The sequence below is a fragment of the Streptomyces sp. NPDC047072 genome (assembly GCF_040643855.1).
Lineage (GTDB): Bacteria > Actinomycetota > Actinomycetes > Streptomycetales > Streptomycetaceae > Streptomyces.
The window spans coordinates 13,924-38,910 of record NZ_JBEYVC010000068.1 but is presented as its reverse complement, the minus strand read 5'-3'; the positions used below and the strand labels follow the sequence as shown (position 1 = coordinate 38,910).

At 69.3% G+C, this 24,987-nt stretch carries 21 protein-coding genes; 2 read left to right on the top strand and 19 right to left on the bottom strand.

Going from position 1 to position 24,987, the window contains the following annotated elements; genetic code table 11:
• Positions 1-65: 65 nt before the first annotated feature.
• On the top strand, positions 66-1,034 hold the full coding sequence (locus tag ABZ896_RS26685; protein ID WP_360934099.1) for a zinc-binding dehydrogenase: 969 nt from the start codon (positions 66-68) through the stop codon (positions 1,032-1,034).
• 20 nt (positions 1,035-1,054) lie between these two features.
• On the opposite strand, the gene ABZ896_RS26680 is transcribed toward ABZ896_RS26685, so the two are convergent.
• From ABZ896_RS26680 to ABZ896_RS26610, 15 genes are all read right to left on the bottom strand, one after another.
• On the bottom strand, positions 1,055-1,555 hold the full coding sequence (locus ABZ896_RS26680) for a hypothetical protein (RefSeq protein WP_360934096.1): 501 nt from the start codon (positions 1,553-1,555) through the stop codon (positions 1,055-1,057).
• Positions 1,552-2,799, bottom strand: coding sequence for a putative T7SS-secreted protein (locus ABZ896_RS26675; protein WP_360934094.1), 1,248 nt, complete (start codon positions 2,797-2,799; stop codon positions 1,552-1,554). Before ABZ896_RS26675 ends, ABZ896_RS26680 begins: the two co-directional genes overlap by 4 nt.
• The gene (locus tag ABZ896_RS26670) at positions 2,799-3,050 is read right to left on the bottom strand and encodes a hypothetical protein (protein ID WP_360934091.1); all 252 of its coding nucleotides are present in this window, start codon (positions 3,048-3,050) and stop codon (positions 2,799-2,801) included. Before ABZ896_RS26670 ends, ABZ896_RS26675 begins: the two co-directional genes overlap by 1 nt.
• Positions 3,051-3,279: 229 nt before the next feature.
• A complete protein-coding gene (locus tag ABZ896_RS26665) occupies positions 3,280-3,678 on the bottom strand; it encodes a hypothetical protein (protein WP_360934089.1) in 399 nt (132 codons plus the stop codon).
• A 127-nt stretch (positions 3,679-3,805) separates the two neighbouring features.
• Positions 3,806-5,785 (bottom strand): TIGR03960 family B12-binding radical SAM protein, encoded by a 1,980-nt coding sequence (locus ABZ896_RS26660; protein ID WP_360934086.1) that lies wholly within the window; start codon positions 5,783-5,785, stop codon positions 3,806-3,808.
• Positions 5,786-5,873: 88 nt separating this feature from the next.
• Entirely contained in the window at positions 5,874-7,376 is a 1,503-nt protein-coding gene (locus tag ABZ896_RS26655) for a CYTH and CHAD domain-containing protein (RefSeq protein ID WP_360934083.1), read from the bottom strand.
• Positions 7,377-7,432: 56 nt separating this feature from the next.
• On the bottom strand, positions 7,433-8,632 hold the full coding sequence (gene rodA / locus ABZ896_RS26650) for a rod shape-determining protein RodA (RefSeq protein WP_360934080.1): 1,200 nt from the start codon (positions 8,630-8,632) through the stop codon (positions 7,433-7,435).
• The gene (mrdA, locus tag ABZ896_RS26645; protein WP_360934077.1) at positions 8,629-10,884 is read right to left on the bottom strand and encodes a penicillin-binding protein 2; all 2,256 of its coding nucleotides are present in this window, start codon (positions 10,882-10,884) and stop codon (positions 8,629-8,631) included. Before mrdA ends, rodA begins: the two co-directional genes overlap by 4 nt.
• A gap of 131 nt (positions 10,885-11,015) precedes the next feature.
• Complete coding sequence (mreD, locus tag ABZ896_RS26640; protein WP_360934074.1) at positions 11,016-11,693, bottom strand: rod shape-determining protein MreD; 678 nt, start codon at positions 11,691-11,693, stop codon at positions 11,016-11,018.
• Positions 11,694-11,705: 12 nt separating this feature from the next.
• Positions 11,706-12,653, bottom strand: a complete 948-nt coding sequence (mreC, locus tag ABZ896_RS26635) for a rod shape-determining protein MreC (RefSeq protein ID WP_360934072.1) — start codon at positions 12,651-12,653, stop codon at positions 11,706-11,708.
• Between the two features lie 131 nt (positions 12,654-12,784).
• Complete coding sequence (locus ABZ896_RS26630) at positions 12,785-13,804, bottom strand: rod shape-determining protein (protein ID WP_004931372.1); 1,020 nt, start codon at positions 13,802-13,804, stop codon at positions 12,785-12,787.
• A 307-nt stretch (positions 13,805-14,111) separates the two neighbouring features.
• Entirely contained in the window at positions 14,112-14,525 is a 414-nt protein-coding gene (ndk, locus tag ABZ896_RS26625; protein WP_360934069.1) for a nucleoside-diphosphate kinase, read from the bottom strand.
• 64 nt (positions 14,526-14,589) lie between these two features.
• Positions 14,590-14,946 (bottom strand): DUF4233 domain-containing protein, encoded by a 357-nt coding sequence (locus tag ABZ896_RS26620; RefSeq protein WP_360934066.1) that lies wholly within the window; start codon positions 14,944-14,946, stop codon positions 14,590-14,592.
• A 9-nt stretch (positions 14,947-14,955) separates the two neighbouring features.
• Entirely contained in the window at positions 14,956-16,440 is a 1,485-nt protein-coding gene (locus ABZ896_RS26615) for a folylpolyglutamate synthase/dihydrofolate synthase family protein (protein ID WP_360934064.1), read from the bottom strand.
• A 105-nt stretch (positions 16,441-16,545) separates the two neighbouring features.
• Positions 16,546-19,170, bottom strand: coding sequence for a valine--tRNA ligase (locus tag ABZ896_RS26610; protein ID WP_360934061.1), 2,625 nt, complete (start codon positions 19,168-19,170; stop codon positions 16,546-16,548).
• A 135-nt stretch (positions 19,171-19,305) separates the two neighbouring features.
• Here ABZ896_RS26610 and ABZ896_RS26605 point away from each other — a divergent pair, with 135 nt between their 5' ends.
• A complete protein-coding gene (locus ABZ896_RS26605; RefSeq protein WP_360934058.1) occupies positions 19,306-20,343 on the top strand; it encodes a hypothetical protein in 1,038 nt (345 codons plus the stop codon).
• A 67-nt stretch (positions 20,344-20,410) separates the two neighbouring features.
• Here the strand turns inward: ABZ896_RS26605 and clpX are convergent, their stop codons facing one another.
• The 4 genes from clpX to tig all read right to left on the bottom strand — a co-directional run bounded on the left by clpX (position 20,411) and on the right by tig (position 24,926).
• On the bottom strand, positions 20,411-21,697 hold the full coding sequence (clpX, locus tag ABZ896_RS26600) for an ATP-dependent Clp protease ATP-binding subunit ClpX (RefSeq protein WP_360934055.1): 1,287 nt from the start codon (positions 21,695-21,697) through the stop codon (positions 20,411-20,413).
• A gap of 160 nt (positions 21,698-21,857) precedes the next feature.
• Positions 21,858-22,538: an ATP-dependent Clp protease proteolytic subunit gene (locus tag ABZ896_RS26595; protein ID WP_046586779.1), complete on the bottom strand. Its 681-nt coding sequence runs from the start codon at positions 22,536-22,538 to the stop codon at positions 21,858-21,860.
• 48 nt (positions 22,539-22,586) lie between these two features.
• A complete protein-coding gene (locus ABZ896_RS26590; protein WP_360934133.1) occupies positions 22,587-23,192 on the bottom strand; it encodes an ATP-dependent Clp protease proteolytic subunit in 606 nt (201 codons plus the stop codon).
• A gap of 348 nt (positions 23,193-23,540) precedes the next feature.
• Positions 23,541-24,926, bottom strand: coding sequence for a trigger factor (gene tig, locus ABZ896_RS26585; RefSeq protein ID WP_360934052.1), 1,386 nt, complete (start codon positions 24,924-24,926; stop codon positions 23,541-23,543).
• Positions 24,927-24,987: the final 61 nt, after the last annotated feature.

Here is a 24,987-nt window from a genome sequence, read left to right as displayed (position 1 = left end):
CCATTAGCGTCCGGGACCGGCGGGACGGTTCCGTCCCGCCGATTCCCGCAGTCAGGAGACGTAACGTGAAGGCAGTCGCGATCCAGGAGTTCGGCGGCCCCGAGGTACTGACGGTCATCGACATACCGGCCCCGGCGCCCGGCGCCGGAGAGGTGCTGATCGCCACCGAGGCGATCGGCGTCGGCGGGGTCGACGTCGTGATCCGCAGCGGCGCGATCGCCTCGTACGGCTTCGAGCCGGGCCACATCCCGGGCAGCGAGGTGGCGGGCACCGTGACGGAGGTCGGCGAGGGTGTCGACCGCGCGTGGCTCGGCCGGCGGGTGTGGGCGTTCACGGGCCTCGGCGGCGGTTACGCGGAACAGGCGACGGCCGCCGTCGAGGAGCTGGTGCCGCTGCCGGCGGACCTGTCCCCCGCCGCCGCGGTGGCGCTCGGCTCCTCCGGCACGGTGGCCCACTTCGCCCTGGCCCACGCCCACTTCAGGCCCGGCGAGTCCGTCCTGGTCCGCGGCGCGGCCGGCGGTATCGGGGTCATGGCGGTACAGCTCGCGGCCCGCGGCGGCGCCGGGGCGGTGGCGGTCACGACCTCGTCACCGGCGCGGGGCGAGCGCCTGCGGGCCCTGGGCGCGACGCATGTGCTGGACCGCTCGGGCGAGAGCGAGGGCGGCGCGGACGCCCCCGCCGGTTACGACGTCGTCGTCGACATCGTGGCGGGCCCGGACATGCCCGGCTTCCTGGACCGCCTCCACCCGAACGGCCGGATGGTGCTGCTCGGGGTGATGGGCGGCTGGCCGCCGGCCGACTTCGGCAAGCACCTGCTGGCGGGCGTCCGCAAGTCGCTGTCCTTCGCCACCTTCAGCGCCGACACCGTGCCGAAGGCCGACCAACACGCGGTCCGCGCGGCGCAGTTCACGGCGGCGGTCCAGGGCGAGCTCCATGCGGCGGTCCACGGGACCCTGCCCCTGGACCAAGCGGCCCTGGCCCACGGCAAGATGGCCGCCGGTGAGGTCTTCGGCAGGCTGGCGCTCTTGCCGTGACGAGCTAGCCGAAGGCGGGGCTAGCCGAAGGCGGAGGACGGGGACGTCCAGAAGGTCACCGTCGGCCCGTAGGCGCCGTCCTCCTCGTCGCTCACCTCGACGGTGACCTCCCGGTCGGGATAGCGAGCGGACAGCACACCCTGCCAGCACTCCCCCAACGCGAGGGCGAGTTGGGGGAGTTCCTCACCGAGCCGGTCGTCGTCCGTCAGCGCGGTGTTGCCGAACATGTCCCACAACTCGACGTGGTTGACGACGGTTTCGATACGTGACCGATCGCCGCCCTGGTTGGTGAACCAGTCGTCGACGGTGCTCTGCCGGAAGCGGTCCTTCAGGAACACGCACCCGCGGTACTCGACGGTCTCCGGACAGAACAGCCAGGCCGCGGCGAGCACGAACCGCAGCCCGCCCTCGAAGTCGAGGAAGTTGTCCGGCCCGAGCTCCTCGTCCTTCCACTCCGTACGCCACCGCCTGAAGAACTCCGGCAGCTCCCGCTCGGACCACGCCGGTTTGCTGCTGCTCACGGAATCTCCCAGGGGAACGCGGCGCGCACTTCCTTGGACGGGCGCACGAAGACCTCGCCGGTCTTCGGGTTGGTGTTACGCACGTACTCTACGACGTGCGGTGTCTCCACCCCGCCGTGCGGCCGCCCCTCCAGGTCCACGCGTTTGACCGCCTGGCCCTCGGAGTCGTACGTCGTGTAGTTGGTGACCTTCCCGGTCTGCGGGTCCGTCTTGTAGAGGGTGCCGTTCTTCGGGCCGTTCTCCACCGGCAGGTTGTTGCCGGCGCGACCGCCGGTGCCCTGGTACTGCTGACCGTTCTTGATCAGCTCCGAGGCCTCCTGCTGCGAGGAGCCGCCCGTGCCGGACCCCTCGCTGTTCATCCGCAGCGGCTCGACCCGGGAGTCGTCACCGGCGTGCCGCGCGAGGTCCACGGCGCCGGCGCCCGTGAGGCCGACACCGGTGACGATGCCGGCGGCGGAGACCGCGTTCAGGGGGACGCCGGCGATGGCGCCGACGCCGGTGGCGTCCAGGGCGACACCGAGCCCCTCGCCGCCGGCGCTGACCCCGGTCAGGAGCATGCCGCCGAGCATCGCCGCGCTGTCGCCCGGGTGCTGGATCATGGCGTTCCCGAAGGAGGCGAGGTCGTTGACGACGGTCTTGCCGCCGTCCAGCAGCTCCTCGCCCGCGTCGCTGAAGAAGTCGCCGACCTTGGACCAGAATCCCGGGCGCTCGGGGGCGGACTCGGTGGTCTTCTTCACCAGCGCGGCCGCGGTAGCGCCCGCGCTCTGCACATCGCCGCGAACGGTTTCGAGCGTCGCCCGGGCCGCGGAACGGTCCGCCTCTCCGGGGTCGTCGAAGGGGATCTCGGTGCTGTCCCCTTTGCCGCGCGCCTCGTTGACCCGCTGCTCGTGGGCGTTCCTGGCGGTCGCGGTGGCCGACTCGCCGCGCGCGTACTGGGATATGGCGTCCGCGGCGCGCTGCTGAGCGGTGCGGAGGGTGGTGATGTAGCCGTACAGGGCGTTGGCTGCGGCGTGGAAGTTGTCGCCCGCCTCGACCCAGCGGCGCGGCTGCCCGTGGAAACGCTCCCGGAAGGCGTCACCGGCCACACCGCGCCAGCCGTCCTCGGTGTCGATCTTCGCCAGCCCCTCGCCGGCCTCGACGAGGACGTCGCCGTAGGCGAGCAGGGACTGCGCGGTGGTCGTCAGCGCGTCCGGCGAGCCGGGAACGAGCACGCGGGGATCCGAGGTCTCACCGAGCTGCGCCATCAGGACGCCCCCGGGTCGCTGCCGGTCGACGACCGGAGGACCCCTTCGTTCGTCAGCTGGATGTGCTGCTCGGCGGCCTCGTAGTTCGCGACGCAGCGGTTGAGCCGGTCGGTGACCTCCGCGCCGTCCGAGGCGAGATGGGAGACCCCGATGTTCCACCGGTCACAGAAGTCGCCGACCGCCGAGGCCAGCTCGTCGTGCCCGAAGTCCCCCTTCGAGGCGTCGATGTCACTGACCTTCTTGGTGGCCATCGCATCCAAGGTCGTACTGATCCCGGACGCAGCCTTCCGCAACGAGTCGAGGTCCACAGAGAACCCGTCCGACATGCCCCGCGCCTCCCCCGCCAAGCACCACCCCCGCCCCGCGAGCCTAACAACGCCCCCGGCCCCCCGAACCGCCCCACCAGCCGACTTGAACCGAAATTTGCCCCAGAACCACCAACCAATGACACCGGCCCGTCACTTGGCCCGTGCGTCCGCGTCAGACAGCGACACCTGGAATCAGCGCCACCAGCCCGGAGAGGAAGCTGCCCAGCGCCGCGAGGGTGACGAGGGTGGCTTTGCCGTCCGAGAACAGCCCGGAGCAGAACTCGCGCACGCGCCGCCGGAGGATCAGCATCTTGAGCTTCTGCCAGCGGTGTTGATGAATGTGGCAGCCCATGAGGATGCCGGTGGCGTTGTTACGGCAGCCATCGGTCCGTCCCCGGACCGGTGCCCCGCAGGTCACCGGAGCCTGGAAGAAGGACCACAGCAGAACCAAGGCCGACAGGGTGATGATCACCACTGGACCGGCTGCCGCGATGAGAAGAGCCCCGGCCAGGACGCCCCACCACTGCCCCAAACCACCGAACCGACTGCTTCTCGCCCCCGAAGTCGCCATGCCAGTAATCGTGGCTGCGGATCCGGCGAATCATGCGGCCAGCAAACGATATGACCGAAAGGAGACCTAGGGGCTCACAACCCACTCCACCGCGCGGCGAGAATTCAACGCACCGGCCGCTCCCGCCTCAGTGCACGTGACCGCTCGAAGCCGGCGTCGGGCCACCGTTCTTCACCGTCAGCGGCAGCAGCTTCTTGCCCGTCGGCCCCACCTGGATGTGCGTGTCCATCTGCGGGCACACCCCGCAGTCAAAACACGGCGTCCAGCGGCAGTCCTCGACCTCCGTCTCGTCGAGGGCGTCCTGCCAGTCCTCCCAGAGCCAGTCCTTGTCCAGGCCCGAGTCCAGGTGGTCCCAGGGGAGGACCTCCTCGTAGGAGCGCTCGCGGGTGGTGTACCAGTCGACGTCCACGCCGAAGGCCGGCAGCGTCTTGTCGGCGCACGCCATCCAGCGGTCGTAGGAGAAGTGCTCCCGCCAGCCGTCGAAGCGGCCGCCGTCCTCGTAGACGGCCCGGATGACCGCGCCGATACGGCGGTCACCGCGCGAGAGCAGGCCCTCCACGATGCCCGGCTTGCCGTCGTGGTAGCGGAAGCCGATCGAGCGGCCGTACTTCTTGTCGCCGCGGATCTTGTCGCGGAGCTTCTGCAGGCGCGCGTCCGTCTCCTCCGCCGAGAGCTGCGGTGCCCACTGGAAGGGCGTGTGCGGCTTGGGGACGAAGCCGCCGATCGAGACCGTGCAGCGGATGTCGTTCTGGCCGGAGACCTTGCGGCCCTCCGCGATCACCCTCGTCGCCATGTCGGCGATCTGCAGGACGTCCTCGTCGGTCTCCGTCGGCAGCCCGCACATGAAGTACAGCTTCACCTGACGCCAGCCGTTGCCGTACGCCGTGGACACCGTGCGGATGAGGTCGTCCTCCGACACCATCTTGTTGATGACCTTGCGCATGCGCTCCGAGCCGCCCTCGGGGGCGAAGGTCAGGCCCGAGCGACGCCCGTTGCGCGTCAGCTCGTTCGCCAGGTCCACGTTGAAGGCGTCCACGCGGGTCGAGGGGAGGGACAGGCCGATCTTGTCCTCCTCGTACCGGTCCGCCAGGCCCTTCGCGATGTCGCCGATCTCCGAGTGGTCCGCACTCGACAGCGACAGAAGGCCGACCTCCTCGAAGCCCGTCGCCTTCAGGCCCTTGTCCACCATCTCGCCGATGCCCGTGATCGAGCGCTCGCGCACCGGGCGGGTGATCATGCCCGCCTGGCAGAAGCGGCAGCCTCGGGTGCAGCCGCGGAAGATCTCGACCGACATCCGCTCGTGGACCGTCTCGGCCAGGGGGACCAGGGGCTGCTTGGGGTAGGGCCACTCGTCGAGGTCCATGACCGTGTGCTTCGACACCCGCCACGGCACCCCGCTGCGGTTGGGGACGACGCGGGCGATCCGGCCGTCCGGCAGGTACTCCACGTCGTAGAACGCCGGGATGTACACCGAGCCGGTGCGAGCGAGCCGGAACAGGACCTCCTCGCGGCCGCCCGGCCGGCCCTCCGCCTTCCACTCGCGGATGATCTTCGTCATGTCCAGCACGGCCTGCTCGCCGTCGCCGATGATCGCCGCGTCGATGAAGTCCGCGATCGGCTCGGGGTTGAACGCGGCGTGGCCGCCGGCCAGCACGATCGGGTCGTCGAGACCGCGGTCGCGCGACTCCAGCGGGATACCCGCCAGGTCCAGCGCGGTGAGCATGTTGGTGTAGCCCAGCTCCGTGGAGAAGGACAGGCCGAACACGTCGAAGGCGCCCACCGGGCGGTGGCTGTCCACCGTGAACTGCGGGACCCGGTGCTCGCGCATCAGCGCCTCCAGGTCCGGCCACACGCTGTACGTGCGCTCGGCGAGGACGCCCTCCTGCTCGTTCAGCACCTCGTAGAGGATCATGACGCCCTGGTTGGGCAGCCCGACCTCGTACGCGTCCGGGTACATGAGCGCCCAGCGGACGTCACACGACTCCCACGGCTTGACGGTGGAGTTGAGCTCTCCGCCGACGTACTGGATCGGCTTCTGCACATGCGGGAGCAGAGCTTCGAGCTGCGGGAACACAGACTCTGCGGCCGCAGCGACTTCGGCAGGCATCTCGCGCACCTTCGTGGGCTGGACTGAACTGACAGGGGTGACCATCTAGCGTAACGCGATCGCGGCCACGCTCCGCCCGCCCGAAGGATCACAGGAACGACGACGCCTCACCCTTGACCCCGTCCCAGAACCCCGGCAGCTCCGCCTCCACGGCCGCCGCCCGCCGCTCCTCACGCCCGTACAGCAGCCCGTACGTGAACGCGCTCTCCCCCGCCGCGTGCGCGACCGCGGACAGCTCGCGCAGGGTCTGCCGGGCCATCACGCTGTCCTGGTGTTCGCCCAGCAGGTTCTGGAGCGCCTTCATGGACTTGACCATGCCCTTGGCCGGCTTACCGAGGGCCGGTCTCGCCGCCTCGGCCGCGTAACGGGTGCGCTTGGTCTTCTTGCGGGCCTCGTGGATCGCGACGTCCCGCTCGGTGCCGGGCTCCACCTCCAGCGCCTGTCCGACCAGCCCGGCCACCTTCCCGAAGTCCTTCGTCACGGCCGCGGCGATCACCTTGTGCGGCTTCTTCCCGGCCGCCTTCAGCAGCGGCGGGTCGGCGATCAGCGCGTCCAGGGTGTCGAGCAGGGTGAGATAGCGGTGGGAATCGAGTACGCCGATCAGCCGCGCGCTCGCCCCGCCGGGCCGGTCCCCCGCCCAGGCGTCCAGCCGCTCGGCCACGGGCCCGGAGACCAGCGCCCCCGGCACCTCCTCCAGCGCCGCCGTCAGCCGCGCGTGCAGCACTTCGCGGTCCCGGTCCACACCCAGCTCGCCGGCCAGCCACTTCAGCTCGACGCCGATGGGGTCGGTGACGGTCCGGTCCAGGACCTTGTCGTACGACTTGAAGGTGGAGCGCAGCCGGCGGGTGGCGACGCGCATGCTGTGCACGGAGTCCTCGACGTCCTGGCGGACCGCCGGGTCGAGCCCGACGATCGCATCCCGCTGGGCGCGCACATACGCGAGGACGTGGTCGCCCGCGGTCACGGGCTCCAGTGCGGCCGGAATCTTCTCCCTGGGCTCCGTCTCCTCCAGGGCCCGCGCCAGCTTCGAGGAGGACGCCGACGGCCGTACGCCCGCCTTGCGCAGCCGCTTCTCCACCTTGTCGAGGAAGGCCGGGTCGCCGCCGTCGGCCAGCTCCACCTCGATCTCGGTCCACTGGGCATTGCCGACGCCGCCACTGAGCCGCTCGGCGTGCACCGCGTCCACGCTGACCTCGGCGAGGAGACGCCCCTCCGCGTCGAGGAGGTGGCGTACGTCGCGGTCCGACCGCAGCCGGACCACGGGCTCCGGCTCGACCTCGCGGACCCGGGAGCGGACCAGGGCGGCGAGCTCGTCGGGGAGCGTGTCGGACATCGGGGCCCGGATCTCGTCGCGGACACCCGGGGCGACGGGGAACTTCAGATGCCAGCCCGCGTCCGACCCGCCGGTGCGCCGGCGCAGGGTGATCGAGGACGCGGTGAGCCGTTGGTCGGCCGTGTCGTAGTAGGTGGCGTCCAGATGCGCCACACCCTTGTCGACGACGGACGCGACCCCGGCGACACCGGTCAGGTCGGGCAGCCCGCTGTCATCGGACTCGTACTTACGCTCGATCTCACGCTTTGTGTCCGCCATGACCCGAATCTAGTGCCCATCAGCCTGTTACGGCAGAGGGCACACCCCGCACACCCCTACGCCGACATCGGACGTTGCACCCGGATCGACTGGAGGAGCCCCACCGCCACCCACACCGCGAACATCGACGTTCCGCCGTACGAGACGAACGGCAGCGGCAGACCGGTGACCGGCATGATCCCGAGGGTCATGCCGATGTTCTCGAAGGACTGGAAGGCGAACCAGGCGACGATCCCGGCGGCCACGATCGTGCCGTACAGCTCGGTCGTCTCGCGGGCGATCCGGCAGGCGCGCCACAGCACGATGCCGAGCAGGACGATGATCAGGCCCGCGCCGACGAAGCCCAGCTCCTCACCGGCGACGGTGAAGACGAAGTCCGTCTGCTGCTCGGGGACGAACTGGCCGGTGGTCTGCGAGCCGTGGAAGAGGCCCGCGCCGGTCAGTCCGCCCGAACCGATCGCGATCCGCGCCTGGTTGGTGTTGTAGCCGACGCCGGCCGGGTCGAGGCTGGGGTTGGCGAAGGCGGCGAAGCGGGCGATCTGGTACTCGTCGAGGATCCCGAGCTGCCACACCGCGACCGCGCCGAGCGTGCCCGCGCCGAGCAGGCCGAACACCCAGCGGTTGGAGGCACCGGAGGCGAGCAGCACCCCGAGCACGATGATGACCATCACCATGACCGACCCCAGGTCGGGCATGAGCATCACGATCAGCATCGGTACGGCGGCCAGGCCCAGGGCCTGGAGCACGGTGCGGTGGTCGGGGTAGGGCTTGTCGCCCGCGTCCACCCGGGCCGCGAGCAGCATTGCCATGCCCAGGATGATCGTGATCTTCACGAACTCCGAGGGCTGGAGCGAGAAGCCGCCGCCGAGCACGATCCAGGAGTGGGCGCCGTTGACCGTCGAGCCCAGCGGGGTGAGGACCAGCAGGATCATGAAGACCGAGGCGCCGTAGAGGATCGGCACCGCGGTGCGCAGGGTGCGGTGGCCGAGCCAGACGGTGCCGATCATCAGGGCGAACCCGATGCCGGTGTTCATGAGGTGCCGGATCAGGAAGTAGTACTGGTCGCCCTGGTTGATCTCGGTGCGGTTGCGGGTCGCCGAGAAGACCAGGACCGAGCCGATCAGGGACAGGGCGATGGCCGAGAACAGTATCGGCCAGTCCAGCCGGCGGGCGAGCGAGTCTCGGGCCAGCAGCCGGGTCCAGCCCGCGCGCTGCGGGCCGTACCCGGAGACCTGGAAGCTGTTCGCCCCGGTCATGTGAGCATCCTCCGGTTTCCCCGCTTGCGGCGGCGCCTGCGGGTGTCACGGTTGCCGGTCGTCGGTGTGTTCACCGTCGCCGCCTGCTGTGTCTCGTCCGGCTCGGGCGCGCCCTCCTGGCTCGCCCGCTGGTCCTTGGCCGGGTCCTTGGCGACCTTCGGGGACTTGATGGACCCGTCGGTCTGGATCTTCGGCAGGCTCTTCTCGGGGGTCGGCAGCAGGGCGTTCTTCTTGTTGATGGTGCCGTCGTCGGAGACGCCGTAGAGCGCGTCGTAGATGTTGCGGACGGCGGGGCCCGAGGCGCCGGAGCCCGTACCACCCTGGGAGATCGTCATGACGATGACGTAGTCCTTGGTGTACGTGGCGAACCAGGACGTCGTCTGCTTGCCGTAGACCTCGCCGGTACCGGTCTTGGCGTGCATCGGGATCTTGTCCTGCGGCCAGCCGACCTGGGCGAAGCGCCAGGCGGCGGTACCGCGGGTGGCGACGCCCGCGAGGGCCGCGTCCATCTTCTTCAGCGTGGCCTTGTCCACCGGAAGTCTGCCGTGGGACTTGGGCTCGATCTCCTGGACGGTCTTGCCGTCGGCGCTGACGACGGCCTTGCCGACGGTGGGGTCGTAGAGCGTGCCGCCGTTGGCGATCGCTCCGTAGATCGTGGCCATCTGGATCGGGGTGACCATGGTGTCGCCCTGGCCGATGGAGAAGTTGATCTCGTCGCCGACGCGCATCTTGTTGCCTTCGAGGCAGTTCTCGTACGCGATCTGCTGGACGTAGTCGCCGTCCTTCTTGCCGCTCTTGCACCAGGCGGCCTTGTTGGCCTCCCAGTAGTTCTGCTTCCACTGGCGGTCGGGGACGCGGCCGGTCGCCTCGTTGGGCAGGTCGATGCCGGTGGTCTTGCCGAGGCCGAACTCGTGGGCGGTCTTGAAGAAGTAGTCCTTGGGCTCGCCCTTCTTCGGGTTGATACCGCCGTCCTTGTTCCACTGGTCGTTGGCCAGGCGGTAGAAGACGGTGTCGCAGGAGACCTCGAGGGCCCGGCCGAGCGAGATGGGGCCGTAGCTCTGCGACTCGAAGTTCTGGAAGACCCGGCCGCCGACGGAGTACGAGCTGGAGCATTCGTAGCGGCCGTCGAAGTCGTAGCCGGCCTTCACGGCGGCGGCCGTGGAGATCACCTTGAAGGTGGAGGCGGGCGCGGTCTGGCTCTGGATGGCCCGGTTGAGCAGCGGGTAGTTGGACTTCTTGCCGGTGAGCTTGGCGTAGTCCTTGGCCGAGATGCCGCCGACCCAGGCGTTGGGGTCGTAGCTCGGGTTGGAGGCCATCGCGACGACGCGGCCGGTCTTGGCCTCCATGACGACGACGGCCCCGGAGTCGGCCTTGTAGTTCTCGCCGGTGATGTCGTCGTAGGTCTTGCGGGCCTCCTTCATCGCGTCGTTCAGTTCGTACTCCGCGACGCGCTGGACGCGGGAGTCGATGCTGGTGACGAGGTTGTCGCCGGGCTGGGCCGGGTCCGCCTCGGCCTCGCCGATGACGCGGCCGAGGTTGTCCACCTCGTAGCGGGTGACGCCGGCCTTGCCGCGCAGCTCCTTGTCGTACTCCCGCTCCAGGCCGGAGCGGCCGACCTGGTCGGAGCGCAGATAGGGCGAGCTGGTGTTCTGGGCCTTGGTGATCTCGTCGTCGGTGACGGGCGAGAGGTAGCCGAGGACCTGGGCGGTGTTGGCCTTGCCCGGGGAGGCGTAGCGGCGGACGGCCTCGGGCTCGGCGGTGATGCCGGGGAAGTCCTCGGCGCGCTCACGGATCTGGAGGGCCTGCTTGACGGTGGCCTCGTCGGTGATGGGGATCGGCTGGTACGGCGAGCCGTTCCAACAGGGCTGGGGCGTCTTCGCGTCGCACAGCCGGACCTTCTCCATGACCTCCTGGGGCGTCATGCCGAGGACGCCGGCCAGTTTGGTCAGGACGGCCTTGCCGTCGTCCTTCATCTTCAGCAGGTCGGTGCGGGAGGCGGAGACCACGAGCCGCGTCTCGTTGTCCGCGATGGGCACGCCGCGGGCGTCCAGGATCGAGCCGCGTACGGCGGGCTCGACGACCTGCTGGACGTGGTTGCCGGAGGCCTCCTTGGCGTATGCGTCGCCCTCGCGGATCTGGAGGTACCAGAGGCGGCCGCCGAGGGTGCCGAGGAGGGACAGGACGAGGATCTGGATCACTACGAGCCGGATCTGGACCCGTGGGGTCCGCCCGGTCTCGGGGATGTTGGTCACTGCGGCTGCCGCCCCCTCTCAGTGCGCTGACGTGTGTGCGCGTACGAATGATGAACGGCCGACCTGTGAAGGCGCGTTCCGCCCCCGCGAACCCGTTCGAGTGAACTCCGCAGCCCTGAACTGCCCGGCCGTCACAGCCGCTTGACTCCCTTGATGCGCCCGACCCGGGCCGTCCGGGTCCGCGCCTTGTTCTTGAGGGTGCCGAGGCCGCCGCGCTGGCCGCCGATCTTCAGTCCCGTGCCGGAGGAGAGCCATCCGGAGGAGATGTCGGCCGACTTGGCGGCGGAGCCGGTCTCGGCGAGCGGGTCGTTCTCGGCGCGGCGGGCGAGCGCCATGATGCCGGGGACGACGAACGGGGCGAGCAGCAGGTCGTACAGGGCGGCCGTGAACAGCAGGCTGGGCAGGCCGACATGGCGGGCGGCGGTGTCGCCGACGAGGGCGCCGACACCGGCGTACAGCAGGGTGGTGCCGACGGCGGCGGCGACCACGACGACCATCGGGCCGGTGGCCGACTTGAGTCTGCCGTTCTCCGGTTTGGCGAGCCCGGCGAGGTAGCCGATCACGCACAGCACCAGGGCGTACCGCCCGGCGGCGTGGTCGGCGGGCGGGGCGAGGTCGGCGAGGAGACCGGCGCCGAAGCCGACGAGGGCGCCGCCGACATGGCCGTAGACGAGGGCGAGGCCGAGGACGGTCAGGAGCAGCAGGTCGGGGACGGCGCCCGGGAGATGGAGGCGGGCGAGGATGCTCACCTGGACCACCAGGGCGACGACGACCAGGGAGGTGGACAGCAGGATCCGGTTGACGCGCATGGGCTACAGCTCCTACTGCTCTTGCTGGATCTCGCCGTCGACCGGCGCGTTCGCGGACGGGGTCACGGTGACCGTCACGGTCGGGGTGGGCGTCGGCTTCGGCTTGGCGGGCAGCACGGTGTCGCGCGGGTCCTTCTTCGGGGCCTCGACGACGACGCCGACGATGTCGAGCTTGGTGAAGCTGACGTACGGCGTCACGTAGAGGGTGCGGGTGAGGTCGCCGCCGGAGGGGTCGACGCGGGAGACCACGCCGACCGGGACGCCGGGGACGAAGGGCCGGTCGGCCTGGGAGCCGAAGGTGACGAGCCGGTCGCCCTTCTTCACCTCCGCCTTGCCGTTGAGGAGTTCGACGCGCAGCGGCCGGTCGCCCTGGCCGGAGGCGAAGCCGAGCTCGTCGCTGGCCTCCATACGGGTGCCGACGGTGAAGTCGGGGTCGTTGGCGAGCAGCACGGTGGCGGTGTCCGGGCCGACGGTGGTGACCCGGCCGACGAGTCCGTCACCGTTGAGGACGGTCATGTCGCGCTTGATGCCGTCGCTCGCGCCGACGTCGATGGTGATGGTCCAGGAGAAGCCCTGGGCCGCTCCTATGGCGATGACCTCGGCGCCCTTGATGCCGTACTGGCCCTCGCCGGCGATCTTCAGCATCTTGTCGAGCTGGGCGAGGCGGGAGCGGTTGCGGTCGTCGCTGCCGAGCTTCGCCTCCAGGGCGGCGTTCTCCTTCTCCAGCGCGGCGAGCCGGTCGTGCCGGTCGCCGGAGTCGCGGATCGCGGAGACGGCGTTGCCGACCGGGTCGACCGCGGACGACACGCCGTCCTCGACCGGGCCGAACACCGCGGCCGCCGCCTGGCGGGCACCGTCGACCGGTGAGTCCTCCCCGCCGCGGATGTCGACCGTGATCAGCGCGAACGCTACGGCGACCAGCAGCACCAGGAGCAGCCGGCTCTCTCGTGTGTCCCTCACGTGCGGCGGCCGTGCCCTTCTCATCGAAGTTCGAACGTTGGGAAGTTCGGTTTGCGGGAGCTTATGCCTCTATATCAACGATCCGCCGCACGAGAGGAGATCGTCTCGTACGGCGGAATCGAAGTGTTACGTCATCTGCGCGGCTGGGCGTCCAGCACCTGCTGGAGTGCCTCGAACTCCTCGACGCACTTGCCGGAGCCGAGCGCCACGCTGTCCAGCGGGTCCTCGGCGATGTGGATCGGCATGCCGGTCTCCCGGCGCAGCCGCTCGTCCAGGCCGCGGAGCAGGGCGCCACCACCGGTCAGAACGATTCCGCGGTCCATGATGTCGCCGGAGAGCTCCGGCGGGCACTTGTCGAGGGTCGTCTTGACGGCGTCGACGATCGCGTTGACGGGTTCCTCGATCGCCTTGCGGACTTCGGCGGCCGAGATGACGACGGTCTTGGGCAGGCCGGAGACCAGGTCCCGGCCGCGGATTTCGGTGTGTTCGTCAGCGTCGAGGTCGTACGCCGAACCGATCGTGATCTTGATCTGCTCGGCCGTCCGCTCACCCAGCAGGAGGGAGTACTCCTTCTTGATGTGCTGGATGATCGCGTTGTCCAGTTCGTCGCCGGCCACGCGGATGGACTGGGCGGTGACGATGCCGCCGAGGGAGATGACCGCGACCTCCGTGGTGCCGCCGCCGATGTCCACCACCATGTTGCCCGTGGCCTCGTGGACCGGCAGGCCGGAGCCGATGGCGGCCGCCATGGGCTCCTCGATGATGTGCACCTGACGGGCGCCGGCCTGGGACGACGCCTCGATGACGGCGCGGCGCTCGACGCCGGTGATGCCCGAGGGGACACACACGACGACGCGCGGCCTCGCGAGATACCGCCGCTTGTGGATCTTCAGGATGAAGTAGCGGAGCATCCGCTCGGTGATCTCGAAGTCGGCGATCACGCCGTCCTTCAGCGGGCGCACGGCAACGATGTTGCCGGGGGTCCGCCCGATCATCTTCTTGGCCTCGGCACCGACTGCCAGAATTCCACCGGTGTTCGTGTTGATCGCGACGACGGACGGCTCGTTGAGTACGATCCCGCGACCCCTGACGTACACCAGCGTGTTGGCGGTCCCGAGGTCGACAGCCATGTCACGGCCGATGAACGACATTGAGTTCCCCATCAGGATTCGTCTGGCCTTCCCGCGAGCTTTTGAGGGCTTTTCAGGTCGGCGAAGTGGGTGCTGTGACGTGAAGGCTTCCATCGTAGACGCGCCTGCACGAACACTGCGCGAGGGTCTTCGCCATTGTCAGCAGATGTAAAGCCGCCCCGCTTGTGGAGACGGTCCATAAGGGCCACTCGTTCCCCCGATCGGCGCGCATATGCCGGGGGACGGCCGAAAAGGACCGGCCGTCCCAGGTCAGGCACGAGAGGAGGCTGACGTCTCGTCAGAAACGTCCACGAAAACTCCCTACGGCCTAGGCGCGGTCCGGGAAGAACACCTTCACCTCACGCTCCGCCGACTCGACGGAGTCGCTCGCGTGGATGAGGTTCTCGCGCACGATGACACCGAAGTCGCCGCGGATGGAGCCGGGCGCGGCGGCAACGGGATCGGTCGGGCCCGCCAGCTGGCGTACGCCCTCGATGACCCGCTCCCCCTCGACGATCAGCGCGACGACCGGGCCGGAGGACATGAACTCCACCAGCGGCTCGTAGAACGGCTTGCCCTTGTGCTCGCCGTAGTGCTGCTCCAGCGTCTCCTGGTCCAGCCCGCGCAGCTCCAGCGCGGTGATCCGCCAGCCGGCCTTCCGCTCGATACGGCTGATGATCTCGCCGGTCAGGCCGCGACGGACGGCGTCGGGCTTGAGGAGGACGAGGGTGCGCTGGCTCACGAAGGGCTCCTTTTTCCTGCTGGTGTGCGGTGGGACGAGGTTACAGGGCGTGTCCGCTCGACTGTTACACAGCGTCAGGTGTAGTGGAGTCCGCCTGCGCGGCGAATCTCGCCTTCGCCTCGTCGATCTTCCGCCCGTAGTGCACGGACGCCCACCACAGGGCCGCGAACACCGCCCCCAGGAAGAACATGGTCGGCAGGACGAACCCGGAGGCGATCAGCGCGACCTGCAGCGCCCAGCCCAGGGCGATCCCCCCGGGCCGGGTCACCATGCCGCACAGCACCAGGCACAGGAACATGGCGATCCCGCTCACCGTCCACACGGTCGACATGGACAGGTCGGGGTCCTTCATCGCGACCAGCCCGGCGAAGCCGATGACGAAGAGCTCGCCGATGAGGGTCGAAGCACAGAGCGTACGCATGGCTGCCCGTCAGCCCCTTCCCAGCAGCAGTCGGGCCTCGCCGACCGTGATGACCGACCCGGTGACCAGCACACCGCCGCCCGCGAACTCGCCCTCCTCCTCGGCGAGCGTGATCGCCGCCTCCAGCGCGTCCGGCAGCCGCGGCTCGACCTGCACCCGGTCCTCGCCGAACACCTCGACGGCGATCGCGGCGAGTTCGTCGGCGTCCATCGCGCGGTGGCTGGAGTTCTGGGTGATCACGACCTCGGCGAAGATCGGCTCGAAGGCCTCCAGGAGCCCCCGCACGTTCTTGTCGCCGCTCGCGCCGACCACCCCGATCAGCCGGCTGAAGTCGAAGGCCTCACCGACCGCCTCGGCGGTGGCACGGGCACCCGCCGGGTTGTGGGCGGCGTCCAGGACGACGGTCGGGGACCGCCGTACGACCTCCAGCCGGCCCGGGGAGGAGACCGCGGCGAAGGCCTTGCGGACGGTGTCGATGTCGAGGCGCTCCGGGCGCTGGGCGCCGACCCCGAAGAACGCCTCCACGGCGGCCAGCGCCACCGCGGCGTTGTGCGCCTGGTAGGGGCCGTGCAGCGGGAGGTACACCTCTTCGTACTCGCCGCCGAGCCCGCGCAGGGTCACCAGCTGGCCGCCGACGGCGACCTGGCGGGCCACGACCCCGAACTCCAGGCCCTCGCGCGCGACCGTGGCGTCCACCTCGACGGCCTTCTTCAGCAGCACCTGCGCCGCGTCCACCGGCTGCTGGGCCAGGATCACGGTCGCGTCCTGCTTGATGATCCCGGCCTTCTCGACCGCGATCTCCCCCGGCGTCCCGCCGAGCCGGTCGGTGTGGTCCAGGTCGATGGGGGTCACGACCGCGACATCGCCGTCGATGACGTTCGTCGCGTCCCAGGAACCGCCCATGCCGACCTCTACGACGGCCACGTCCACGGGGGCGTCCGCGAAGGCCGCGTACGCCATGCCGGTCAGCACCTCGAAGAAGGAGAGCCGGTACTCCTGCTGGGCGTCGACCATCTCGACGTACGCCTTGATGTCGTCGTACGTCTCGATGAACCGCTCGGCGGAGATCGGGGCGCCGTCCAGGCTGATGCGTTCGGTGACGGACTGGACGTGGGGGCTGGTGTAGCGGCCCGTGCGCAGTTCGAAGGCGCCGAGGAGGGTCTCGATCATGCGGGCGGTGGAGGTCTTGCCGTTGGTGCCCGTGATGTGGATCGAGGGGTACGACCGCTGCGGCTCGCCCAGGACGTCCATGAGCGCGGCGATGCGGGTGACCGACGGCTCCAGCTTGGTCTCGCCCCAGCGGGTGGCCAGCGCCGCTTCGACCGTACGGAGAGCTTTGTCGACCTCGGGGTCTTCGGGGCGTGCGGGGACATCGGTGCTGGGCGGGCCTCCTTGGGTGCGGAGGGTTCGGCTGCCGGCCTCGATGACCGCGAGATCGGGGTCGCGGTCGGTTTCGTTCGCGATGATCTCGTCGAAGGGGTCGCTGTCACTCACACGGTCAGTTTAGGGCTGCGCGTGAGGAGAGGGGTGGCTGGTCCTGTTTGGCGGGCGCGGGGAACATTGTGGCTGGTCGCGCAGTTCCCCGCGCCCCTGGGTGGGTCAGGCCTCCGGAAGCCTGTCCAGCTGGGTCTGGATCCGTGCGATGTCCTCGTCCGCCTTGGCCAGGCGGCCTCGGATCTTGTCCACGACGTTGTCCGGGGCCTTCGCCAGGAACGCCTCGTTGCCGAGCTTCGCCGTCGCCTGGGACTTCTCCTTCTCCGCCGCGGCGAGGTCCTTGGCCAACCTCTTCCGCTCCGCCGCGACGTCGATCGTGCCGGAGAGGTCGAGGGCGACCGTGGCGCCGGCGACCGGGAGGGTGGCCGTGGCCGCGAAGGTGTCGCCCTCGGGCTGGAGGCGCAGGAGCTGGCGGATGGCGGGCTCGTGGGGGGCCAGGGCCGTGCCGTCGAGGGTCAGGCGGGCCGGGACCTTCTGGCCGTCCTTGAGGCCCTGGTCCTTGCGGAAGCGGCGGACCTCCGTGATGACCCGCTGGACCAGCTCGATCTCCTTCTCCGCGGCCTCGTCGCGGAAACCGGAGTCCGCGGGCCAGTCGGCGATCACGAGGGACTCGCCGCCCGTGAGCGTGGTCCACAGGGCGTCCGTGACGAACGGGATGACCGGGTGGAGGAGGCGCAGCATCACGTCCAGGACCTCGCCCAGGACCCGGCCGGAGACCCTCGCCTGCTCGCCGCCCGCGAAGAACGTCGTCTTCGACAGCTCGACGTACCAGTCGAAGACCTCGTCCCACGCGAAGTGGTAGAGCGCGTCGGCCAGCTTCGCGAACTGGTAGTCGTCGTAGTAGGCGTCGACCTGCGCGACCGTGGTGTTGAGGCGCGAGAGGATCCAGCGGTCCGCGGCGGACATCTCGGAGGCGTCCGGCAGCGGGCCCTCGATCGTGGCACCGTTCATCAGCGCGAAGCGGGTGGCGTTCCAGATCTTGTTGGTGAAGTTCCGGGACGCCTTGACCCAGTCCTCGCCGATCGGCACGTCCGCGCCCGGGTTGGCGCCGTTGGCGAGGGTGAAGCGGACGGCGTCGGAGCCGTAGGCGTCCATCCAGACCAGCGGGTCGACCGCGTTGGGGTTCGACTTCGACATCTTCTTGCCGAACTCGTCGCGGACCAGGCCGGTCAGGGCGATGGTGTGGAAGGGAGCGACCCCGTCCATGGCGTAGAGGCCGAACATCATCATCCGGGCGACCCAGAAGAAGATGATGTCGTGGCCGGTCAGCAGGACGTCGGTCGGGTAGAACTTCCGCAGGTCCTCGGTCTGTTCGGGCCAGCCGAGCGTGGAGAACGGCCACAGGCCGGAGGAGAACCAGGTGTCCAGGACGTCGGAGTCCTGGGTCCAGCCCTCGCCCGTGGGCGGCTCGTCGTCCGGGCCGACACAGACGACCTCGCCCTCGGGGCCGTACCAGATCGGGATGCGGTGGCCCCACCACAGCTGACGCGAGATGCACCAGTCGTGCATGTTGTCGACCCAGTCGAAGTAGCGCTTCGACATGTCCTCGGGGTGGATCTTCACGCGGCCGTCGCGGACCGCGTCACCGGCGGCCTTGGCGAGCGGGCCGACCTTGACCCACCACTGCATCGACAGCCGCGGCTCGACGGTGGTCTTGCAGCGCGAGCAGTGGCCGACGGAGTGCATGTAGGGGCGCTTCTCGGCGACGATCCGGCCCTGCTCCTTGAGCGCGCCGACGACGGCCGAGCGGGCCTCGAAGCGGTCCAGGCCGAGGAAGGGGCCGTGGACGGTGATGACGCCGTGCTCGTCCATGATCGTCAGGGACGGCAGGTCGTGGCGGCGGCCGATCTCGAAGTCGTTCGGGTCGTGCGCCGGGGTCACCTTGACCGCGCCCGTACCGAACTCCGGGTCGACATGGGTGTCGGCGACGACCGGGATGGTGCGGTCGGTCAGCGGGAGCTTGATCTGCCTGCCGATGAGGTGCTTGTACCGCTCGTCGTCCGGGTGGACGGCGACGGCGGTGTCGCCGAGCATCGTCTCCGCGCGCGTGGTCGCGACGACGATGCTGTCCTCGCCCTCGCCGTAACGGATGGAGACGAGTTCGCCCGCGTCCTCCTGGTACTCCACCTCGATGTCCGAGATGGCCGTCAGACACCGCGGGCACCAGTTGATGATCCGCTCAGCGCGGTAGATCAACTCGTCTTCGTAGAGCCGCTTGAAGATGGTGAGGACGGCCTTGGAGAGGCCCTCGTCCATGGTGAACCGCTCGCGGTCCCAGTCGACGCCGTCGCCGAGCCGGCGCATCTGGCCGAGGATCCGGCCGCCGTACTCCTCCTTCCACTGCCAGACGCGCGAGACGAACTCCTCGCGCCCCAGGTCGTGTCGGGACTTGCCCTCCTCGGCGAGCTGCTGCTCGACCTTGTTCTGGGTGGCGATGCCGGCGTGGTCCATGCCGGGCAGCCACAGCGACTCATAGCCCTGCATGCGCTTGCGGCGCGTGAGGGCGTCCATGAGCGTGTGCTGGAAGGCGTGGCCCAGGTGGAGGGAGCCGGTGACGTTGGGCGGCGGGATGACGATGGTGTACGCGGGCTTGTCGCTCTTCGCGTCGGCGGCGAAGTAACCACGCTCTACCCAGCGCTCGTACAGCGTCCCCTCTACATCGGCCGGCGCGTACTGGGTCGGCAGTTCGGTGTGGGGCGCTGTGGGCTGCTGCTGAGCGTTCTCGGTCACGGGGTCAGTTTAGGGGTGCCGCGGCGGTGCCCCGAAACTCGTTTGTTCTGTAACGGTGGGGCCCCGATGCGGTGCGCCCGCGGCGGCTGGGCCAGGATGTCAGGACCACATAAACATCTGGAGGGGAACCCAGAGATGAGCAACAACCAGCCGGGCCCGTACGGCGGGCAGCCCCAGCAGCCCGGGCCGTACGGCCAGCCGGGTCCTTACGGCCAGCCGCCGCAGGCCCCCCAGCCCGGCTACGGCTACCCCCAGCAGACCCCGCCGCCGCAGCCTCCGCAGCAGCCGCAGCCCGGGTACGGCTACCCGCAGCAGGGCGCCCCGCAGCAGGCCCCGCAGGGTGTCCCCCCGCAGACCCCTCCGTACGGCCAGCCGGGTCCCTACGGCCAGCCGCAGCAGCCCCCGCAGCCCGGGTACGGCCAGCAGGCCCCGTACGGTCAGCAGCCGCCCTACGGCCAGGACCCCTACGGCGTCCCGCAGCCGCCCGCCCCCGGCGGCGGCAACGGCAAGAAGATCGGCATCATCCTCGGCGCGGTCGCGGTCGTGGCCGCCATCGCGGTCGGCGCGTACCTGGTGATCGGCGGGGGCGGCGGCAGCTCCTCCAGCGTCCCCGACGACGGCGCGCACAAGCTGGCGACCCCGGCCACGGTCCTCACCGACTACAAGAAGGCCGCCGCCTCCGACAGCAGCGGCGGCTTCAGCGAGGACGACGTCAAGGACGCCGAGAAGCACGGCGTGAAGAACGCCCAGGACGTGAGCGCCACTTACCAGTCGGGTGACGTCTCCAGCTACCTGAACATGAAGATGGTCAACTTCATGGGTGTCTACGGCGACATCGACGACCCGGAGAAGGTCGTCGACGCGATGTTCGCCGAGATGAAGAAGAGCGCCGCCGACGACAGCGACGGCGAGGCCGTCGGCTCCCCGAAGGCGTACACCCCGGCCGGTCTGGACGGCGCGGTCCTCAAGTGCCAGGAGACGAAGATCTCCGACTCCTCTGGTTCCGGCCCGAGTTCGATCAGCATGCCGGTGTGCATCTGGGGCGACCACAGCACGCTGGGTGTCGTCATCCCGATCGACATGGCGGACGCGATGGCCGGCAAGAAGGCGGACCTGTCGAACGCGGCCGACATGACGGCCAAGCTGCGCAAGGAAGTTCGCGTCAAGGCCTGACGCGGCGCACTCGACACCGAAGGGGCCCCGGTCGGTTGACCGGGGCCCCTTCGCAAGTCCTCGCGCGTTACGCCGTCTTCTGCTCGCCCGGGCCGCGCCCGCGGGCGTCCCTCGGGATGAGCGTCGGGTTGACGTTGGAGTGGACGACGTCCGCCGTGATGACGACCCGGGCGACGTCCTTGCGGGACGGGATCTCGTACATGACGCCCTGGAGGACCTCTTCCATGATGGCGCGCAGGCCGCGCGCGCCGGTCTGGCGGAGGATCGCCTGGTCGGCGATGGCCTCAAGGGCCTCGCGCTCGAAGTCCAGCTCCACGCCGTCGAGTTCGAAGAGGCGCTGGTACTGCTTCACCAGGGCGTTGCGCGGCTCGACCAGGATCTGGAGGAGGGCCTCGCGGTCCAGGTTGTGGACGCTGGTGATGACGGGGAGGCGGCCGATGAACTCGGGGATCATGCCGAACTTGACGAGGTCCTCGGGCATGACCTCCTCGAACTGGTCCTTGGACTCCAGCTCGCGCTTGGAGCGGATCGTGGCGCCGAAGCCGATGCCCTTGGCGCCCGCCCGGGACTCGATGATCTTCTCCAGGCCCGCGAAGGCACCGCCCACGATGAACAGGACGTTCGTCGTGTCGATCTGGATGAACTCCTGGTGCGGGTGCTTGCGGCCGCCCTGCGGCGGCACGGAGGCGGTGGTGCCCTCCAGGATCTTCAGCAGGGCCTGCTGGACGCCCTCGCCGCTCACGTCCCGGGTGATCGACGGGTTTTCGCTCTTCCGGGCGACCTTGTCGATCTCGTCGATGTAGATGATCCCGGTCTCGGCCTTCTTGACGTCGTAGTCGGCCGCCTGGATCAGCTTCAGGAGGATGTTCTCGACGTCCTCGCCGACGTAGCCCGCCTCGGTGAGCGCGGTGGCGTCGGCGATGGCGAACGGGACGTTCAGCATGCGGGCCAGGGTCTGGGCCAGCAGCGTCTTGCCGGAGCCGGTGGGGCCCAGCAGGAGGATGTTGGACTTGGCGAGCTCGATCGCGTCGTCACGGCCGCTGCCGGTGGAGTTCTCGCCCGCCTGGACGCGCTTGTAGTGGTTGTAGACCGCGACGGACAGGGCCTTCTTGGCCGCGTCCTGGCCCACCACGTAGCCCTCGAGGAACTCGAAGATCTCGCGGGGTTTGGGGAGCTCCTCCCAGCGCACCTCGCTGGTCTCGGCGAGCTCTTCCTCGATGATCTCGTTGCAGAGATCGATGCACTCGTCGCAGATGTACACACCAGGCCCTGCGATGAGCTTCTTGACCTGCTTCTGGCTCTTGCCGCAGAACGAGCACTTGAGCAGATCGCCGCCGTCACCGATGCGTGCCACGGTGTGCTTCCCCTTCGCCTGGGAGACGCCTACGTCCAGCGGCTCCTGGTGCTGCCTTATGTCCGACGGTACCTTGCCGGGCCCCCCGTTCGGGCCCCCCTTGGCAGGGTTCACTTTGACGTGCACGGTGCCAAGGGGCGGCATATCCTACGGGGTCCGCCTAGCGGACGGCGGCGTTGTTCATCTTCCGGGTGGAGATGATCTGGTCGACCAGGCCGTACGCGAGCGCGTCCTCGGCCGTGAGGATCTTGTCGCGCTCGATGTCCTCGCGGATCTTCTCGATCGGTGTGGTGGAGTGCTTGGCCAGCATCTCCTCCAGCTGCGAGCGCATCCGGAGGATCTCGTTGGCGGCGATCTCCAGGTCGGAGACCTGGCCGCGGCCGGTCTCGCTGTAGGGCTGGTGGATCAGCACGCGCGCGTTCGGCAGCGCCATGCGCTTGCCCGGCGTACCGGCGGCCAGCAGGATCGCGGCGGCGGAGGCCGCCTGGCCCATGCAGACCGTCTGGATGTCGGGCTTCACGAACTGCATCGTGTCGTAGATGGCCGTCAGCGCCGTGAAGGAGCCGCCGGGGCTGTTGATGTAGACCGAGATGTCCCGGTCGGGGTCCATCGACTCCAGGCACAGCAGCTGCGCCATGACGTCGTTGGCGGAGGCGTCGTCGATCTGCACGCCGAGGAAGATCACGCGCTCCTCGAAGAGCTTCGCGTACGGGTCGTACTCGCGGATGCCCTGCGAGGTGCGCTCGACGAAGCGGGGGATCACGTACCGGGACTCGGCCCGCGGGCCGGTGTACTCGGCCTCGGTGCGGGCGTAGAGGCCGCTGCCGGGGAAGTCGTTCACTGTCTGTCTCCTAGGGGCTTGGGCGGTCGGCTGAGGGGCTCCAGGGGGTCAGGCCCCGGTGCCGCCGCCGCCCGGCATACCGGCGGCCGTGGCGATCACGTCGTCGATGAGGCCGTACTCCTTGGCCTCGAAGGCGTCGAACCAGCGGTCGCGGTCCGAGTCGCGGGTGACCTGCTCGACCGTCTGGCCGGTGTGCTGCGAGGTGAGTTCGGCCATGCGCTTCTTGGTGTGCAGCAGCCGCTCGGCGTGGATCTTGATGTCCGAGGCCGAGCCGGCGAGACCGGCGGAGGGCTGGTGGATCAGGATCTCGGCGTTCGGCAGCGCGAAGCGCTTGCCGGGGGTGCCCGCGCTGAGCAGGAACTGGCCCATGGAGGCGGCGAGGCCCATGGCGATGGTCACCACGTCGTTCTTGATGTACTGCATGGTGTCGTAGATCGCCATGCCGGCCGTGATCGAACCGCCCGGGCTGTTGATGTAGAGGTAGATGTCCTTGTCGGGGTCGGCGGCAAGGAGCAGCAGCTGTGCGGTGATCTTGTTCGCGATGTCGTCGTCGACCGGCTGGCCGAGGAAGATGATCCGCTCGTTGAGCAGCCGGTTGTAGACATGGTCGCCGAGGCCACCGCCGATGGAAGGCTCGCCGGCGGCGGAGGGCATCAGATTCGTCACGTATCCACCTGCTCGTCTTACGACGGCGCCGGGCCGTCTTCGCGTTTCCCTTCGGGAGGGAGCCGATCGGGACTCCACTGCCCTCGTATTCATGGACCCTAACGCGCGGGTCCCTTCGGGGAATCCCTGATACGGGGCTGTTCGCCGGGGGCGTAGAGGGGGCCGCCGCCTAGTCGCCGTGGCGGTGAGGGTCTGTGGGCGGCTGCGGGTGCGTGGAGGCTTGTCGCGCAGTTCCCCGCGCCCCTGGGTGTGCTGCCCCTGGGGTATGACAAGACGGGCCCTGGGTTGTCTCACTCCCCAGAGCCCGTCGTACGTCCTTCAGAGGCGCCGTAGGCGTCAGGCCTCGGGCTTGTCCTCGGCGGCCGGGGCCTCGACGGTCTCGCCGTCGGTCGCCTCGGTCTCCTCTTCCTCGTCGTCCAGGTCGACGATCTCGCCGTTGGTGTCCTTGACCGTGGCGGACTCGACGACGACCGCGAGGGCCTTGCCGCGGGCGACCTCGCCGACGAGCAGCGGGACCTGGCCGCCCTCGACGACCGCCTGGGCGAACTGGTCGGGGGACATGCCGGAGGAGGCCGCACGGCGCATGAGGTGCTCGGTGAGCTCCTCCTGGTTGACGTTCAGCTTCTCGCGCTTGACCAGCTCGTCGAGGACGAACTGGGTCTTGATGCCCTTGACCGCGGCGTCCTTGGTCTCGGTGTCGAACTCCTCGGCGGTCTTGCCCTGGATCTCGAGGTACTTCTCGAGGTCGAGGCCCATCTGGCCGAGCTGGTGGTGCTCCAGGTTGTGCTTGCGGGTGTTGATCTCGTCCTCGAGGAGCTTCTCGGGGACGGGCACCTCGACGAGGTCCAGGAGCTTCTCCAGGACGCGCTCCTGGGCCTGGGTGGCCTGGTCGTACTGCTTCATGTTCTCGAGGCGCTTGCGGCTGTCGGCCTTCAGCTCGTCGAGGGTGTCGAACTCGGAGGCGAGCTGCGCGAACTCGTCGTCCAGCTCGGGCAGTTCGCGGGCGGCGACCTGGCTGACCTTGACGGTGACCTCGGCCTCCTTGCCGGCCGCGGAGCCGCCCTTGAGCTCGGAGGTGAAGGTGGCCTCGCCACCGGCCTCCAGGCCCTTCACGGCGTCGTCGATGCCCTCGAGGAGCTCGCCGGAGCCGATGGTGTAGGAGACGCCGGACGCGATGCCGTCCTCCAGCACCTCGCCGTCGACCTTGGCCTCCAGGTCGATGGTGACGACGTCGCCGTCCTCGGCGGCGCGCTCGACCGGGGAGGTGGAGGCGAAGCGCTCGCGGAGCTGCTCGACGGACTTGTCGATGTCCTCTTCGGTGACCTCGACGGCGTCGACCTCGACCTCGATGGAGGAGAAGTCCTCGGGAAGCTCCAGGGCGGGGCGGACGTCGACCTCGGCGGTGAAGTTCAGCGTCTCGCCGTCCTTCAGCTCCGTGATGTCGACCTCGGGCTGGCCGAGGACGTCGATCTCGGCCTCGTTGACCGCCTCGGTGTAGAACTTCGGAAGCGCGTCGTTGACGGCCTCCTCCAGGACCGCACCGCGGCCGAACCGCTGGTCGATGACGCGCGCGGGGATCTTGCCCTTGCGGAAGCCCTTCACCGTGACCTGCTGGTTGATCTTCTTGTACGCCGCGTCGAGGCTGTCCTTGAGCTCCTCGAAGGGCACCTCGATGCTGAGCCGAACCCGGGTCGGGTTCAGGGTCTCCACGGCGCTCTTCACGGTTCGGTCTCCTTGTGGCTGACATCTTGGATTCCGCCGGGGCCAGACCGACCCTGCGGAT